At 68.5% G+C, this 15589-nt stretch carries 12 protein-coding genes; 4 read left to right on the top strand and 8 right to left on the bottom strand.

Going from position 1 to position 15589, the window contains the following annotated elements:
* Positions 1–34: 34 nt before the first annotated feature.
* From ABD255_RS32080 to ABD255_RS32070, 3 genes are read left to right on the top strand one after another with little or no spacing between them, the layout of a single operon-like run.
* Positions 35–334 (top strand): MGMT family protein, encoded by a 300-nt coding sequence (locus ABD255_RS32080; RefSeq protein WP_344220544.1) that lies wholly within the window; start codon positions 35–37, stop codon positions 332–334.
* A 43-nt stretch (positions 335–377) separates the two neighbouring features.
* Positions 378–3602: an ATP-dependent helicase gene (locus ABD255_RS32075; protein WP_344220543.1), complete on the top strand. Its 3225-nt coding sequence runs from the start codon at positions 378–380 to the stop codon at positions 3600–3602.
* On the top strand, positions 3602–6820 hold the full coding sequence (locus ABD255_RS32070) for an ATP-dependent helicase (protein ID WP_344220541.1): 3219 nt from the start codon (positions 3602–3604) through the stop codon (positions 6818–6820). Before ABD255_RS32075 ends, ABD255_RS32070 begins: the two co-directional genes overlap by 1 nt.
* On the opposite strand, the gene ABD255_RS32065 is transcribed toward ABD255_RS32070, so the two are convergent.
* The 6 genes from ABD255_RS32065 to deoD form a co-directional block, all read right to left on the bottom strand.
* Positions 6810–7355: a Uma2 family endonuclease gene (locus tag ABD255_RS32065; protein ID WP_344220540.1), complete on the bottom strand. Its 546-nt coding sequence runs from the start codon at positions 7353–7355 to the stop codon at positions 6810–6812. The two genes, ABD255_RS32070 and ABD255_RS32065, sit on opposite strands and share 11 nt — an antisense overlap.
* A 102-nt stretch (positions 7356–7457) precedes the next feature.
* The gene (locus ABD255_RS32060; RefSeq protein WP_344220539.1) at positions 7458–8015 is read right to left on the bottom strand and encodes a Uma2 family endonuclease; all 558 of its coding nucleotides are present in this window, start codon (positions 8013–8015) and stop codon (positions 7458–7460) included.
* Between the two features lie 67 nt (positions 8016–8082).
* Entirely contained in the window at positions 8083–9822 is a 1740-nt protein-coding gene (locus tag ABD255_RS32055; protein ID WP_344220538.1) for an IucA/IucC family protein, read from the bottom strand.
* Positions 9823–9825: 3 nt separating this feature from the next.
* Positions 9826–10413, bottom strand: coding sequence for a GNAT family N-acetyltransferase (locus ABD255_RS32050; protein ID WP_344220537.1), 588 nt, complete (start codon positions 10411–10413; stop codon positions 9826–9828).
* A gap of 238 nt (positions 10414–10651) precedes the next feature.
* On the bottom strand, positions 10652–11185 hold the full coding sequence (locus ABD255_RS32045; protein WP_344220536.1) for a hypothetical protein: 534 nt from the start codon (positions 11183–11185) through the stop codon (positions 10652–10654).
* Positions 11186–11205: 20 nt separating this feature from the next.
* Positions 11206–11919, bottom strand: a complete 714-nt coding sequence (gene deoD / locus ABD255_RS32040; RefSeq protein ID WP_344220535.1) for a purine-nucleoside phosphorylase — start codon at positions 11917–11919, stop codon at positions 11206–11208.
* Positions 11920–11962: 43 nt separating this feature from the next.
* Here deoD and nudC point away from each other — a divergent pair, with 43 nt between their 5' ends.
* Entirely contained in the window at positions 11963–12886 is a 924-nt protein-coding gene (gene nudC, locus ABD255_RS32035; protein WP_344220534.1) for an NAD(+) diphosphatase, read from the top strand.
* 4 nt (positions 12887–12890) lie between these two features.
* Here the strand turns inward: nudC and ABD255_RS32030 are convergent, their stop codons facing one another.
* Positions 12891–15173 carry a hypothetical protein gene (locus tag ABD255_RS32030; protein ID WP_344220533.1) on the bottom strand — a complete coding sequence of 761 codons (2283 nt, stop codon included), beginning with the start codon at positions 15171–15173 and terminating at the stop codon, positions 12891–12893.
* Between the two features lie 169 nt (positions 15174–15342).
* Entirely contained in the window at positions 15343–15582 is a 240-nt protein-coding gene (locus ABD255_RS32025; protein WP_344220532.1) for a mycoredoxin, read from the bottom strand.
* Positions 15583–15589 lie beyond the last annotated feature (7 nt).

Raw genomic sequence — 15589 nt, 5'->3', positions numbered from 1 at the left:
TTGGTTGTCCGCGCGGCCGGTTACGGTATGGCGCATGGATCGCGAGGAGTACGTCGAGGCAGTGCTGCTCGCCGTCGAGTCGATCCCGCCCGGCAGCGTCGCGACGTACGGAGACATCGCCGCGTACGTCGGCCAGGGCGGGCCGCGGCAGGTGGGCGCCATCATGCGCGAGTACGGCGGCGGCGTCCCCTGGTGGCGCGTCATCCGAGCCAGCGGCGTGCCCGCGGACGAGGTCGTCGACGACCAACTCCAACTCCTCCGCGGCGACGGCGTCCGCGTGACCAACGGCAAGGTAGACCTCCGCGAAGTCCGCTGGGAGCCCGACGCGGACTAGGCCGGTGGGAGGGAATGTCGGTGGGGTCTGATGGGATGTGACGGTGGTCAGCAGAGCAGGGTCCCGGTATCGGCTGGTGCGCGGTGATGGGCGGGAAGCCCGGGTCGCCGAGGCGCCGGTGCTGGATGCTGATCAGCAAGCGGTGGTGGATCATCCGGGCGGGCCGTTGCTGGTGCTGGCCGGGCCGGGGACCGGGAAGACGACGACATTGGTCGAGGCCGTTGTCGATCGGGTTGCCAACCGCGGGTTGAGCCCGGACGAAGTGCTGGTGCTGACGTTCGGGCGGAAGGCGGCGACCGAGCTTCGGGACCGGATCACCGCGCGGCTCGGTCGGACCACCCGAGTGATGCCGTCGATGACGTTCCACTCGTTCTGCTATGCGTTGCTCAGAAGGTTCACGCCGGCCGACGCGTTCGACGTACCGTTGCGGTTGCCGTCCGGGCCGGAGCAGTCGCTGCGGTTGAGCGAGTCGCTGGCGGGGAGTCGCGAGGTCGGCATGACCACGTGGCCGAGCAGCCTGCATCCGGCGCTCAAGACGCGTGGGTTCACCGACGAGGTGCAGGCCGTGATCGGCAAGGCGCGGCAACTCGGTCTCGACCCGGAGGACCTGTCCGCGATCGGGCATTCGGCCAGCCGCCCGGAGTGGGTCGCGGTCGGCGACTTCTTTGAGGAGTACCTGCAGATCCTCGACCACGAGCAGGTGCTGGACTACTCCGAACTGATCCACCGCGCGGTGATCCTGGCCCAGCAACCCGAAGTGCAGGCCAAGCTCCGCGAGGAGTTCAAGGTCGTCTTCGTCGACGAGTACCAGGACACCGACCCGGGCCAGACCAAGCTGCTGCAGGCGATCGCCGGCGACGGCCGCGACCTCGTCGTGGTCGGCGACCCGGACCAGTCGATCTACACGTTTCGCGGCGCCGACGTGCGCGGTCTGCTCCGCTTCACCGACGAGTTCCGTACCGCGGACGGCGCCGAGGCGGCCCAGATCGCGCTCGCGACCACCCGCAGATTCGGTACGACGCTGCAGCGCGTCTCGCGGAACGTGGTGAATCGCCTGGGCGTGCCCGGAACTCTCGACCGCGACACGTTCGAGCGATTCCGCAACCCCGATGCCAGTTCCTGCGTGTATGGCGCGGGCAAGGTCGAGGCCAACCTGTACTCCACCAGCGGTGCCGAGCTCGAACATATCGCCGACCTGCTCCGCCGGGCTCACGTGCAAGACGGTGTCGGCTGGCACGAGATGGCGGTCCTGGTCCGCTCCGGCAGCCGCTCGATCCCGCAGTTCCGGCGCGCGCTCGCGGCCGCGGGGATTCCGGTCGACATCGCCGGTGACGAACTGCCGCTGTCCCGCGAGCCCGCGGTGCGGCCGATGCTGCTGGCGCTGCGGGCAGTCGCCGATCCCGTGACGCTGACCGTGGACGTCGTGCGCGCGCTCGCGCTGTCGCCGTTGGGTGCGATGGACGCCGGTCAGCTCCGCCGCCTCGCCCGCGTACTGCGGAAGCGCGATCGCGAGGCCGCGGGCGGTCAGCGACTGCCGCGATCGTCGGACGAGTTGCTCCGCGAAGCCCTGATGAACCCGCTGCTGCTCGACGAGCAGGCGTCTCCCGCGGAGGCGAGGTTCGTCGCGCTCGGCGAGAGGTTGCTCAAGGCAAGGAACATCGTGACGGCCGGAGCCGCGCCGGACGAGGTGATGTGGTCGCTGTGGGCAGAGTCGCCGTGGTTGCGCAGGCTCCGCGGCCAGGCGAACAGTGGCGGTGAGGTGGCTCGCGCGGCGAACCGCGACCTGGACTCCCTCTGCGCGTTGTTCGACGCGGCGAGCCGGGCCGAGGAACAGGTCGGGTTCAAGGGCGTGTCCGCGTTCCTCAGCGAGCTGGAGCAGTTGGACATCGCGGCCGACAACCGGTTCGACGCGACGTACCGCGAGGCCGGCGTGCAGTTGATGACCGCGCACCGGTCGAAGGGGCTGCAGTGGCGGCTCGTCGTGGTCGCGAGTGTGCAGGAGGGGCAGTGGCCGGACCTGCGGCGCCGAGGTTCGCTGCTGGAGCCGGACAGACTCGGGCCGGACGGCCTGATAGAGCCGTTGTCAGCAGGGGCGTTGCTCGCAGAGGAGAGGCGCCTTTTCTATGTGGCGATCACCCGGGCGCGCGAGCGGTTGATCGTCACCGCGGTCCAGGCGCCGGAGGCTGACGGGGATCAGCCGTCACGGTTGCTGGCCGAGCTGGACATTCCTTTGAAACTGGTCGCCGGTCGGCCGCGCCGCCCGCTGTCGCTGCCCGGTCTGGTCGCCGATCTGCGGTGTGTGCTGGCCGATCCGGCGTCGTCGCCCGCGTTGAAGCGGGTCGCGGCCGACCGGTTGGCGCAGCTCGCGGACGCTGTGGACGACCGGGAGTACGCGCTGGTCCCGACCGCTGATCCGCAGCGGTGGTGGGGGGTGCGCGAGCGGACCAAGTCCGAGGTCCCGGTGACGAATCCGGAGCTGCCGGTGCCGTTGTCGGGCAGCGCGCTGACGACGATCGTGGACTGCCCGCTGCGCTGGTTCCTGCAGCGTCGCGCCGGCGGAGAAGCCCCGAGTACGTCGGCCATCGGGTTCGGCATGGTGCTGCACACGCTGGCGGACGCGGTCGCGACAGGCACGCTGCCGCCGGACGCCGATGAACTGAACGGCTGGCTCGACAAGGTGTGGACGCAGCTTGAGTTCGAGTCGTCGTGGATCTCCGACCGGGAGCGGGTGGAGGCCGAGCAGGCCTTGCGCCGGTTCGTCGCCTGGCACAAGGGTCGGCCGGATCGGACACTGCTCGGCACCGAGGTCGAGTTCGACGTGCTGCTGCCGGACGAGGACAAGCCCGGCGTCCGCGTCAAGGGCCGGATGGACCGGTTGGAGCAGGACGGCGACGGCGCGATCCGGGTGATCGACCTGAAGACCGGCCGGAACATGCCGACGAAACCGTCGATGGAGCGGCACGTCCAGCTCGCGATCTACCAGCGCGCGATCGCGTCCCGGCAGATGAAGAAGCTCGGCGATGACCCGCAGGTCGGCGGCGCGGAGCTGGTCCAGCTCCGCCATGACGACGTCGGCCTCCCGAAGGTGCAGGGGCAGGCGCCGCTGGAGCCGGACGAGGAAGGCCGCACCTGGCTGGACGAAGCAGTGGAGGAAGCCGAGGCGATGGTTCGGTCCGAGGAGTTCATCGCGAAACGCAACTCCGGCTGCGACCGCTGCGACGTCCGCGGCATGTGCCCTATTCAGCCTGAAGGCCGGGAGATCGTCTGATGCGGGCTCAACTGACGTCGACGGCTGAGCTGTGCGAGCTGCTCGGGATTCCGTTCAGCGATCAGCAGTTGCAGGCGATCACGGCTCCGTTGGCGCCTGGGGTGATCGTGGCGGGAGCCGGTTCGGGTAAGACGACGGCGATGGCCGCGCGAGTGGTGTGGTTGATCTGCACCGGTCAGGTGCAGCCGGAAGAGGTGCTCGGGCTGACCTTCACGAAGAAGGCGGCCAACGAGCTCGACGTGCGGATCCGCGAGGACCTCACCAAGGCTGGCGTGCTCGGCAGCACGTTGCCGAAGGACCAGCACCCGATTCTCGCCGCCCACCTGCGCAGCAACGTCCCGAACTGGGAGCCCGAGGAGCCCGGCGAACCGGTCGTCTCGACGTACCACGCCTTCGCCGGCACGTTGATCGCCGAGCACGGGTTGCGGCTCGGGCTCGAGCCCGACGTGCGGGTCCTCGCCGACGCCACCCGGTTCCAGCTCGCGGGCCGCGTCGTCCGGCGGTCGAACGGGCCGATCCGGTTCGCCTCGCACCACGTGCCGACGCTCGTGAACAGTTTGCTCTCGCTCGACGGTGAGCTGGCGGACCACCTGCTGCAGGCGGACGACGTACGGGCTCATGACGAGGCCGTACGAGCTGAGGTGGCCGCGGCGCGCAAGCAGACCGTCGAGGTGAGGAAGCTCGCCGAGACCGCGCTCAAGCGGAACGAGATCCTGCAGTTGGTGGAGGAGTACCAGGCCTACAAGGGCGAACGGGGCGTCGTCGACTTCGCCGACCAGATGGCGCTTGGGGCGCGACTGGCCGAGGAATGCCCCGAAGTGCCGGTGATCGAGCGGTCGCGGTACAAGGTCGTGCTGCTCGACGAGTATCAGGACACCTCGGTGTCGCAGCGGCGGATGCTGACCGCGCTGTTCGGCGAGCACGGACATCCGGTGACCGCTGTCGGCGACCCCTGCCAGGCGATCTACGGCTGGCGCGGCGCCTCGGTGGCGAACCTCGACGAGTTCCCCGAACACTTCAAGAACGCCGACGGGACGCCGGCCACGCGGTACGTGCTGAGCGTGAACCGTCGCTGCGGCAGCAAGATCCTCGCGGCGGCGAACCAGCACGCGGCCGAGCTCTACCAGCAGCATCCCGGCGTGATCCCGCTGGAGGCGCCGCCCGAGGCGCCCGAGGGCGCGATCACCGTCGGCTTGTTCGAGACGCGCTCGAAGGAGATCGAGTGGGTCGCGGACGCGATCGTCGCCGCGCACAAGACGCCGAACCGCCGGTGGAAGGACATCGGCATCCTGATGCGGACGAACGTCGACCTCAGCGCGGTGCACGAGGCGCTGATCTCCCGGAAGGTCCCGGTCGAGGTCGTCGGTCTCGGCGGGCTGCTCGCGCTGCCCGAGGTGGTCGACGTGGTGGCGACCCTGCAGGCGGTGAACGACCTGACCGCGAACGCGGCGATGCTGCGGATCCTCACCGGCCCGCGGTACCGGATCGGGCACCGGGATCTCGCTCTGCTCGCCAACCGCTCGCGCGCGCTGGCCGACGGCGGGGATCGCCCGGCCGGCGATGACCTCGTGGCGGCGCTGGACGCGGCCGTCGCCGGGATGGACTCGACCGAGATGATCTCGCTTGCGGAGGCGGTGGACGATCCGGGGCCGGCGGGCTGGGGTTACTCGCCCGAGGCGCTCGAGCGGTTCAAGGAACTGTCGACCGAACTGCGGGACCTGCGCGCGCACGCGGGGGAGCCGCTGCTCGACCTGGTACGCCGGGTGATCAGCACGATCGGGCTGGACGTGGAGCTCACCGCGACGCCGGATCACGTGGACTCCGGCCGGCGGGATCACCTGGCCGCGTTCCTGGATGCCGTGGGCAACTTCGTGTCCACCGAGTCGGACGGGTCCCTCGACGGTCTGCTGGCGTATCTGGCGGCCGAGGAGGAGTACGCGGCGGGCCTCGACCTGGCAGTGCCGAGTGAGGCGGACTCGGTGAAGCTGCTCACCACGCACCGGTCGAAGGGGCTGGAGTGGCCGGTCGTGTTCGTGCCGACGCTGGTGAACAAAGTGTTCCCGTCGGATCGCGGGCGGGACAAGTGGACCACCAACGCGAAGGTGCTGCCCTGGCCGTTGCGCGGTGACGCGGACACGCTGCCGGACTTCCACGACCTGTCGAACGCGGGACTGAAGGCGTTCTCCGACGAGTGCAAGGAGGTGAACGCGCTGGAGGAACGCCGGCTCGGGTACGTCGCGTTCACCCGGGCCAAGGAGATCCTCGTCGCCACCGGGCACTGGTGGGGGCCGACGCAGAAACGCCCGCGCGGACCCTCGTCGTACCTGGAGACGCTGAAGCGGCACGCGGGTGATCGCGTCATCGACTGGGCGCCGCAACCCGAGCTGAACGAGGAGAACCCCGAGCTCGCGGAGCAGACGCTGGCGGCGTGGCCCGCGGCGTACGACCAGGAGGCCTATCAGCGGCGGCTGGAATCGGTCGCGCTGGTCCAGCAGGCTCGCGTGGAAGGTCCGTCGCTTGAGGCGGAGGAGTCGCTGCTGATGGACGAGTTGGCGACGGTGGCGCGCTGGGACTCCGAGCTCGAACGGTTGTTGTCGGAGGCAAAGGAAAGCCGGAGCCGCAAGGCCTACGACGTCGAACTGCCGGCCTCGCTGTCGGCGACCCAGGTGATGCGGCTGGCGAAGGACCCCGACGGGCTCGCCGCCGACCTGGCCCGGCCGATGCCACGCAAGCCCAACCGGGCGGCGCGGTTCGGCACCCGCTTCCACGCCTGGGTGGAGAGCTACTTCGGGCAGCAGTTCCTGCTCGACCCGGACGACCTGCCCGGCGCGGCCGACGAGGACATCGTCGACGATACCGACCTGACCGAACTGATGGACGCGTTCCGGGTCGGCCCGTACGGCGAGAAGATGCCGTACGAGATCGAGGCGCCGTTCGCCCTCGCGATCGGCGGCCGGGTGGTCCGCGGCCGGATCGACGCCGTCTACCAGGTCGTCCGCCCCGACGGCTCCCGTGGCTACGACGTGATCGACTGGAAAACCAGCCGCAGCGAAACCGCCGACCCGCTCCAACTGGCCATCTACCGAGTCGCCTGGGCCGAACTCCTAGGCATCCCGGTAAACCAGGTAGGCGCCGCCTTCTACTACGTCCGCACCGGCGACGTGATCCGCCCGGACCTACCCGACCGCCACCAGTTGCTCACCCTCCTCAACGGCTGACCAGCTCACCAGGCACCACCCGCACCACAAACGGAACCACAGCCTCGAACACGTCGTCCCCCTTGACGACAGCCCGCTCCACATACCGCCCGTCCACCAGTTCCAGCACCGTCAACACCTCATCCTCCGGATCAAAGATCCAATACGAGGCAACCCCGGACTCCTGGTAAGCCAGCCGCTTCCAGACGAGGTCTTTCGAGCGAGTGGCCGGCGAAAGAATCTCGACCGCCAGCAGCAGGTGCCCGATAGATTTCGGCCCCACGTCTTCCCGTCGACAGACGAGGACGTCGGGCTGGAGCGACTTGTGCTCGTCCGGCCGAAAATCGACTGGTGCCACGAAGACGTTCAGGTCGGGCGGGCAGGCGGCGAGAAGCCGGGAGCCGAGCTGGAGCACGGCGGTCTGATGAATCGGCAAGGGAGCAGGAGTCACCAGCAGCGTCCCGTCCACCAGCTCGTACCGCATCCCGTCCTCGGGCAGAGCGTCGAGATCCGCGAGAGTGAACTCGCCTGGCTCAAGTGTTTGCACGGCTCCCATGGTGCCTCCTTCTCGGTCACCCGGCCAGGATCGCGGCGCCATGCCGGCCACGGTAGGCCAGATCGGCATCTGCCCGCCGTCTGCCCCGAGATGCCCCGGCTTTCACGGTGTTAACTCGGCGGGGGATAGGTGGACTGGGAACGGGAGGGTGGTGCTGAAGGACTCTTCACCTTGGATTACTGCCTGGCAGGTGTAGTGGGTGGTGGTCAGGTCGAGGATGGTGAGTTCTTGGTTGGTGGGGTCCAGGAGCCAGTAGGACTGGACGCCGGATTGTTCGTAGAGGCCGCGTTTCAGGACCACGTCGGTGACTCGGGTGGAGGGGGAGAGGACCTCTACCGCGAGCAGCAACGGCGCGGTGGTGAATCGAGGGCCTGCGTCGGAGCGGTTGCAGACCAGGAGGTCGGGGCGCAGGGAGAGCTTCCACGTGGGGCGGTAGTCGAGGGAGCCAACGGCAACGAGCAGGTCGGGTGGGCAGGAGTGTTTCAGCTTGATCATCAACGCGATGACGGCCGCGCGGTGGGCCGGTGGCTGGGCTCCCGTGACGAGTAGTTCGCCGTCGACGATCTCGTATCGCCGGCCGTCGCGGGGCAGGTCGGCGAGTTCCTTGGGGCTGATCTCGTCCCGGTGGAGCTGCTGAAGATTCTCCAGTTCCTCGATCACCCCACCAGCATCGCGGAAATCGCCGGACCGCCGCGGGAGTTGTCCACAGCTACTGAGCGATCGGGAGCTACTGAGCGATCGGATTCTCCAGCATGCCGACGAACTGCAGGGAGCCGGCCAGGTCCGTGAGGTCCACCATCTGCTGGTTGTTGCGCAGTTGCAGCCGGTTCAGGCAGGACAGCGCGAACTCCGGCGCGAACACGTCGTACTTCGCAAAGGACTCCGCCAGCTCGGGATTCGCCTCCTGGTAGTCCCGCACCGACAGCGCGACGACCGACCAGAACTCCTCGGCCGTCAGCAACCCCTCGCCATCGAGCAGCGGCGACAAGAACCGGAAGATGCAGTCGAACACGTCCGTGAAGATCGACAGCAGCTTCTCGTCGTCGGGGACCTCGGCCCGGACCCGCTCGACACCTTCGGGAAGAGGGGTCGCCGGGCTCAGTACGGCGATCTCCTCGGCGATGTCCTTCATCAGCACCCGCACCGGCACGCCGTCCCGCAGTACGAGGATCAGGTTCTCGCCGTGCGGCATGAAGGCCAGTTCGTACGCGTAGAAGCAATGCAGCAGCGGCACCAGGTAGGCGTCGAGGTAGGACCGCAACCAAGCAGCAGGAGTCAACCCCGACGAGCGGATCAGCGCGGCCGCGAGCGATCGCCCGTGCCGGTCGACGTGCAGCAGGCTCGCCATCGTCGCCAGGCGCTCGCCCTCGTCCGTCGAAGGCGCCTCCCGCCACAACGCGGAGAGCATCTTGCGGTACGGCGAAGTCTTGGGCGTCGCCGCTTCGTAGTACCGGTTGTGATAGCCGACCGCGGCGATCTCCCGCAGTACGGAGAAGCCGTAGCGCTTGAGCACCACGTCGTTCTCGACCAGGTCGTACACCCAGTCGTTGATCGCGGGCGTCTTCTCCATGTACGTCGGGGACAGCCCGCGCATGAACCCCATGTTCAGCACCGACAGCGCGGTCTTCACGTAGTTCCGCGACGGGGTGGACCGATTGAAGAACGTGCGGATCGACTGCTGCGCCTGGTACTCGTCGTCGCTGGTGCCGAGGTGGATGATGTGCCGCTGGGCGATGTCCGCCGCGAAGGTGATGGACGTCTTGTTGTCCCACTGCCAGGGATGCACCGGCATCAGGTGATAGTCGGCCGGCTCGGCGCCGGCCGCCCGGATTCGCTCGGCGAAGCGCTGCAGGACGGAAGGGCCGAGCTCGTCGCGCAGCAGCCCGTCGTACGTGATGGTCGCGCTGTGGGAGACCGTCGCGCGCTCCTTCCGTACGGCGATCCACACCAGCCGGATGGGTTGTCCCGCTTCCGGCGCGAAGGCGCGGTAGTCCTCCACCCCGAACCCGAGCCGCCCGTTGTTCGCCACGAAGCAGGGATGTCCCTCGGTCATCGCGGACTCGATCGTCTGGAAGTCCGCGTGGGCCAGGTCGCCGGCGGTCAGATCCGGCTTCGCCAGCTTGTACGCCGTACTCGCGAGCGTGCTGCTGATCTCCTCGAGATAGACCGGCAGCATGTCCACCCCGATCCCAAGTCGCTCGTGAAACTCGGTGATGAAGTCCAGCGCGTCGACGGCCGCCTCCTCACCACCGACGGTACGGGTGATGCTGGCGGCGTCCACCTCCCAATGGTGCAGGGGATAGAGCCTCGCCTCGAAGTAGTACTCGCTGCCCGCGCCGGCGACCACGTAACCATTGCCAGCGGCAACTGGCTCGAACAGCCGCTCGTGGGTGAACTCGGCGAGCGCCTTGCGGACCAGCGCACGGTTCGCGACGGCCCAGGAGTCCGGGTGGAGATAGTTGGTCATAGGTCAGCCTGCCTCGTTCATCCGGGTGGCGTCGGCGTACTGGTCGCGGGTGCAGAAGCTCAGCCAGGCCTGCTTGTCCGGCAGCGTCACGATCCGGTGCTTGCGGAACCCCATCCGCTCGTTGAGCGCCTGGATCTTGAGGTTGCGTACGTCCGGCTCGACCACCACCCGGTCGATCAGCGGATCGCTGAACAGGTAGTCGAGGATCGTCTCGAAGACCGCCGCGGTGAAGCCCTGCACGCGCCGCTCCGGCGGTGCCACCAGGACGTGCATGCCGACGTCACCCGGCGACGGGTCGTACGCCCCGCCGACCGCGTCGTAGGCCGGCTCGTACCGCTCCATCAGAAAGGCCGGTTGCCCGTCGTGCTCGCCGAGGAAGGCCTGGTGGTAGCCGGTCCGCTGAATCCTCCGGTACTCCGTACGCACGTCGCCGACCGAGGCGTCGAGCAGACCCCAGTACTGCGCGTAGGGCTGCGTGACCCACGAGTGGACGGTGGTCACGTCGCGGTTCAGGTCCAGCGGGCGAAGGCTCAGCGTGCCGATCCCGGCGGCGAAGCGCCGGAAACTCGGCTCGGGCAGGGCTCTGGGCATGGCGGTTTCTCCAGGTGCTGCACAGGTGGCGGTCTGTTAGCTAAGGCTAACCTTAGTAGATACCTGCCATCGCGCGGAAGCCGGGCTCAGATCGCCGGTGAGGGGGGAGGCGGTCAAGAAGGGCCGGCTGAAGGTCCTGGACGCCACGCCGACCGGCGAAGCCGTACTGGACGACTACCAGGCGACGTAGGAGGAACCGCCGTCGAGATGATGCTCGACGACGGTTTCACTCGTCGGCTTACTCGGCCTGACAGTTCGCTTTGCAGAGCTTGTCCGACAGCGTCAGGTGGACCCCGGGCTCCTCGGAGTCGGCTGACTCAACCGTCCAGCTCACCTGCCAGTCACCGGCACTCAGCTGAGCCGTCGGCTGCCCGGCCTGCTGGCCGAACCAGTCGACGATCTGCGTCCGCGGGTTGATGTGCGCAATCTCCAGAGCCTGCGGGAGGATCTTGGCGACCGCATCCGTCGCGGTCTCCGCAGGACCGCTCGAGTGGAGCGAGACCTGCGGCGGCCGGTTGTGGTCTCCCGTGAGCACCCAGACGGCCACCGGGCCGGTAGTACAGATGGCGTACGTACCGTCGTTGCTGCACTTGTAGCCGGCACCGGACAGGCCCGACACGACCTGCGCTGCAGGCAGGTCGGCCAGCGGCGTGTCCGACGGCTTGTCACTCGGTGTGGAGCTGGCCGGCGTCGCGGAGTCCGCCGGCTTGTCCGTGGACTGCTCGTCCGAGTTGGAGCAGGCCGTAGTACCGAAGAGCAGGGCAGTGCTCACCAGCGCGACGGCGACCCGGTTCAGGCCGGCACCTCGATCGCCGCGTCGAGAGCGATCGTGATCATCTCCGAGAAGGTGGTCTGCCGCTCTTCGGCGGTGGTCTCCTCCTTGGTGATCAGGTGGTCCGACACCGTCATGATGCCGAGCGCGCGCCGCCCGAACTTCGCAGCCAGCGTGTAGAGGGCCGCGGCCTCCATCTCGATCCCCAGTACGCCGTACTCCGCCGTCCGCGACACCAGGTCCGGGCGGTCGTTGTAGAACAGGTCGCCGGAGAACACCTGGCCGACGTGCACGTTCAGCCCCGCGCTCTCGGCGGCGTCCACGGCCGCGCGGAGCAACTGGTAGTCCGCGGTCGGCGCGTAGTCGATCCCATGGAAGCGCAGCCGGTTCATCTGCGAGTCGGTGCTGGCCGACATCGCCACGATCACGTCGCGGACCTTGACCGCCTCGGTCAGGGCGCCGCAGGTTCCGACCCGGATCAGGGTCTGGACGTCGTACTCGGCGAACAGTTCGTTCGCGTAGATCGAGGCGGACGCCTGACCCATGCCGGAGCCCTGCACGGAGATCCGCTCACCCTTGTAGGTGCCGGTGAACCCGAACATGTTCCGGATCTCGGTGTAGCAGGTGACGTCGGACAGGTAGGTCTCGGCGATCCACTTGGCCCTCAGCGGATCCCCGGGGAACAGCACGCGCGGCGCGATCTGCCCCTTCTCGGCGGCGATGTGAATACTCATGCCGGGATGCTCTCACGCTTCGAGACCGAGATAGTTTGACCACGTGGCCTACTCGATCGTTCCCGGTTCCCTGTCGCTGTCCCGTTCCGTCCTCGACCGTGCTGCTGACCGGCGGCGGGATGTGGAGTGGCTGGAGAAGGCCTGGGCCGCTGACGACACGCAGGTGGCGCTGGTCGCCGGTGACAAGTTGGCGGTGGAGGCTGACCGGGCCTCGCTCCGAATGGTGCCGCCGGCTGCCGCGCCGGACGGGCTCCGGATCTTCCTGGGGATCGACAGGGTCGCCGGAGCCGGGCAGACCGCGGACGGGCGCGCGGTGTTCGCAGTACTGGTCGGCGCCGAGCCGGACGAGTCGTACGCCGGGCTGCGCGAGATCGGTGGGGTCCTGGACGACCGGGAGGCCGGGATCGCGGTCAACGTGGTCGGCCTGGCCAACTGGCACGCCGTGAACACCCACTGCGCCAACTGCGGAGCCCACACGGAGGTGGTCGACGCCGGGCACGTGCGGCACTGCCCGGTGTGCGGGACCAACCACTTCCCGCGGACCGACTCCGCGATCATCGTGCTCGTCACCGACGACCAGGACCGGGCCCTGCTCGGCCGGAACGAGAACTGGCCGGAGGGGCGCTACTCGACGCTCGCCGGCTTCGTGGAGCCGGGCGAGTCGATCGAGGCCGCAGTACGCCGGGAGGTGCTCGAGGAGACCGGTGTCGTGGTCGGCGACGACGTGTACTACGCCGGTAGCCAGCCCTGGCCGCTTCCGTCGAGCCTGATGCTCGGCTTCTACGCCAGGGCCACCGGCTACGACATCACCGTGGACCAGGACGAGATCGTGGACGCCCGCTGGTTCAGCCGCGACGACCTGCGCGCGCTGATCGAGGACGGCTCGATGGCTCTGCCCGGCAACATCTCCATCTCCCGCCGGCTGATCGAGGGCTGGTACGGCGAGGAGCTCACCGGTAGCTGGTGACGGCTCACGAGCCGACGTTCGACCGGGCCGCGGCCCAGGTGATGGCGAACGCCTCGGCCCGGGTGATCACGCCGTCGGCCTCCAGTTGCCTGACCTTCGCGTTGACCGCGCTGACGTAGGCGCCATGGCTCGGCCACGTCGCCTCCGCGTCGGGTAGGTCGTCGATCAGCGTGCAGCCGAAGCGCACGTGCCGGTTCACCACCTCGCTGTCGATGTTCCCGGTCCAGACGGTCGCCCGGAGGTCCGACTGAGGACAGGCGTCCAGCGGCGGGACATAGGAGGCGAGATTGGTCGGGAGCGTCCACCCGTCCGGCCGCAACAGCGTGTAGTAGGTGCCGTCGGGTGTCTGGGTGAGGCGGTTGAGGCCGTGGTCGCGGAGCACGGTTTCGTGGTCGTCCAGGCTGTCCACCCGGAACAGGCGACCACCGGCGACGCCGTACAGGTAGCCGTCGCGCCACGAGAGTGCTCCGTCGGCCGCACCGGTACTGCCGTTGAAGACCGGGATCTGGCGCAGTACCTGACCTGTCGAGGGGTTGGCGACGAACACGGTCCCGTCGGCCAGTCCCCAGAGGTTGCCGTCGGGTCCGACGCTCAGTTCGTTGATGCTGTCCGCACCCGGTACTGGTACCACGTCGGCGAGCACTGCTCCCGTCGTGGGGTCGACGCGGATCAGGTGGGCCTCAGTCGCGCGGGGCTCGGTGCCCTGGCCGCTCTCGATGCTGGACCCGGCCCACAGGTTCGGACCAGTAGGCAGAACCGAGGCGATGGTCTGGTCGGGAACGATGTTGCGGTGCACCGCCAGCGCTCCGCTGGTGAGGTCGTAGATGGTCAGAGCGCCGCCGTACTCGCCGTACCCCGGGGTGGTGCCTACGTAGACGCGGTTGCGGGTTGGGGCGACGGAGACCGGCCGGTTCTGCAGATGGCTGTCCACCAGGCTGAACAGAGGCAGCGGGTTGGTAGGGCTCTCCGGCACATGCGGGTCCCAGATCGAGACCCTGCCGTACGGGTAGACGCCCACGTACAGCTTGCCGTCGGGTCCCCAGGACCAGCCCTCCACCTGTCCCTGCCGGGCGGTGAGAGCAAGCCTGCCGGTCACTGGGTCGTAGGCCCCGGTGGAGCCGTTCAGGAAGGCGTTGAGGAAGACCTTGCCGGTCGTGGGGTCCGCGATCGTGTGCATGAGCGCCACCGGCACGTACTGGAACGGCGAACTCCACTGCTCCAGTACTCCGGTCTGCGGGTCGTAGCGCCACGTTCCGCCCGAGTAGTTCCCGCCGAGGCCGTACAGCATCGGTTTGCCGTTGTCGGTGATCCAGCCGTAGCCGATCGCAGCGCCACGGGTGATCCGGACCCCTGAGCCGACTGGGCCGACAGTGTCAGTGGCCGGGTCGTAGCGGGTCAGAGCCAGGTTGTTGGTGAAGTAGACGCCACCCGGCCCGGCCGCGGACACCCCGCGTGCTCCGATCGGGTAGTCGGTGACCAGGTTGCCCGTGGTCGTGTCGGTGAAGCTGACCTGCTGCCCGGTGGTCGCGTCGAACACGACCAGCCGGCTGGTGGCGTTGCCGAACACCCTGTTGTTCGCGTAGTCCAGGTCCTGGAAGTCCTTGGCGGTGAGACCCGGTGGGGTGAGGTCCTGCTTCTCACCGGTCGCCAGGTCGATGCGGATCAGCTTCGCCTGCGGCGTTGCCAGGCCGACGAAGAGCGCGTCGTGGTCCGGGTCGTAGACCGCGGCCCGGGCGTACTGCTGGACCGGGTCGAGCGAGCCGTAGTCGGTGACCTCGTCGGTCGCCGGGTCGTACTTGAACGCGTGGGCGTTGGGGTAGGTCCCGGCGTACACCGTGCCGTCCTTGCCGGACGTGAGGCCGTACATCGAGGACTCACCCGGGATCGGCTGACCCAGGTCGGTGACCGTGCCCGTCTCCGGGCGGTAGCGGTACAGATGGGCGTTGGCGTAGCTGCCGACGTACACGCTGCCGTCGGTCGCGACCGTGATCGCCCAGGCGCCGGCGGCGCCCGGCAGCGGGACGGTGCGCACCAGTTGGCGGCTGTGCACGTCGACCACGTTGAGACGGGCGTTCTCCCCGGCGGGCACGGCGTAGACGACATCTCTGCCGTCGGCCTCGCGCCCGAAGGCGCCCTCCATCACCGTCAGGCTGGTGAGGGGCGAACCGAGGTCGGTGATGACGTCGGCGGTGGGCACCGCGCGGGCGGTGCCGGTGATCATGCTCGGGCCGACGATGGCGAGAACGGCCACGAGGGCAGACAGGAGGAAAGGACGGCGCGGAATCATGGGCGGGCTCCCTGCGACGTGTTTCCCGGGACGGTATAACGGTCATGGCCGTAATGTCCACGAGTCAGGACCGGTTAATTTCGGTCAGGCCGGAAATGCCGTTCTCAGGGGACAGCAGAACGCGGCGCCGGCCCTGAGGGGCGCGGCGCCGCGTTCGGAGTACGGGAGGTCAGGCGGCGAGCTTCTCCGCGACCTGGGCCAGCGACGGGTTGGTCATCGCGGTGCCGTCGGCGAAGACCAGGGTCGGCACGGTCTGGTTGCCGCGGTTGACCTTCTCGACGATCTTGGCGGCCTCCGGCACCTGCTCGATGTCGACCTCGGCGAACTCGATCCCGGCCCGCTTCAGCTGCCCCTTCAACCGGTGGCAGTAACCGCACCAGGGTGTCGAGTACATCGTGAATGCCGCCATCGTGGCT

This window comes from Kribbella sancticallisti, from assembly GCF_039530625.1.
Taxonomy (GTDB): Bacteria; Actinomycetota; Actinomycetes; order Propionibacteriales; family Kribbellaceae; genus Kribbella; species Kribbella sancticallisti.
The sequence above is the reverse complement of the archived record's forward strand: the minus strand, read 5'-3'. Positions and strand labels throughout refer to the sequence as shown.

Bases quoted from the DNA above. Each gene is read 5' to 3' on its own strand.
- ABD255_RS32050 (WP_344220537.1), bottom strand. From the start codon at position 10,413: ATGCCCAGAGCCCTGCCCGAGCCGAGTTTCCGGCGCTTCGCCGCCGGG.
- ABD255_RS32080 (WP_344220544.1), top strand. From the start codon at position 35: ATGGATCGCGAGGAGTACGTCGAGGCAGTGCTGCTCGCCGTCGAGTCG.
- ABD255_RS32025 (WP_344220532.1), bottom strand. From the start codon at position 15,582: ATGGCGGCATTCACGATGTACTCGACACCCTGGTGCGGTTACTGCCAC.
- ABD255_RS32030 (WP_344220533.1), bottom strand. From the start codon at position 15,173: ATGATTCCGCGCCGTCCTTTCCTCCTGTCTGCCCTCGTGGCCGTTCTC.
- ABD255_RS32070 (WP_344220541.1), top strand. From the start codon at position 3,602: ATGCGGGCTCAACTGACGTCGACGGCTGAGCTGTGCGAGCTGCTCGGG.
- ABD255_RS32055 (WP_344220538.1), bottom strand. From the start codon at position 9,822: ATGACCAACTATCTCCACCCGGACTCCTGGGCCGTCGCGAACCGTGCG.
- deoD (WP_344220535.1), bottom strand. From the start codon at position 11,919: ATGAGTATTCACATCGCCGCCGAGAAGGGGCAGATCGCGCCGCGCGTG.
- ABD255_RS32065 (WP_344220540.1), bottom strand. From the start codon at position 7,355: ATGGGAGCCGTGCAAACACTTGAGCCAGGCGAGTTCACTCTCGCGGAT.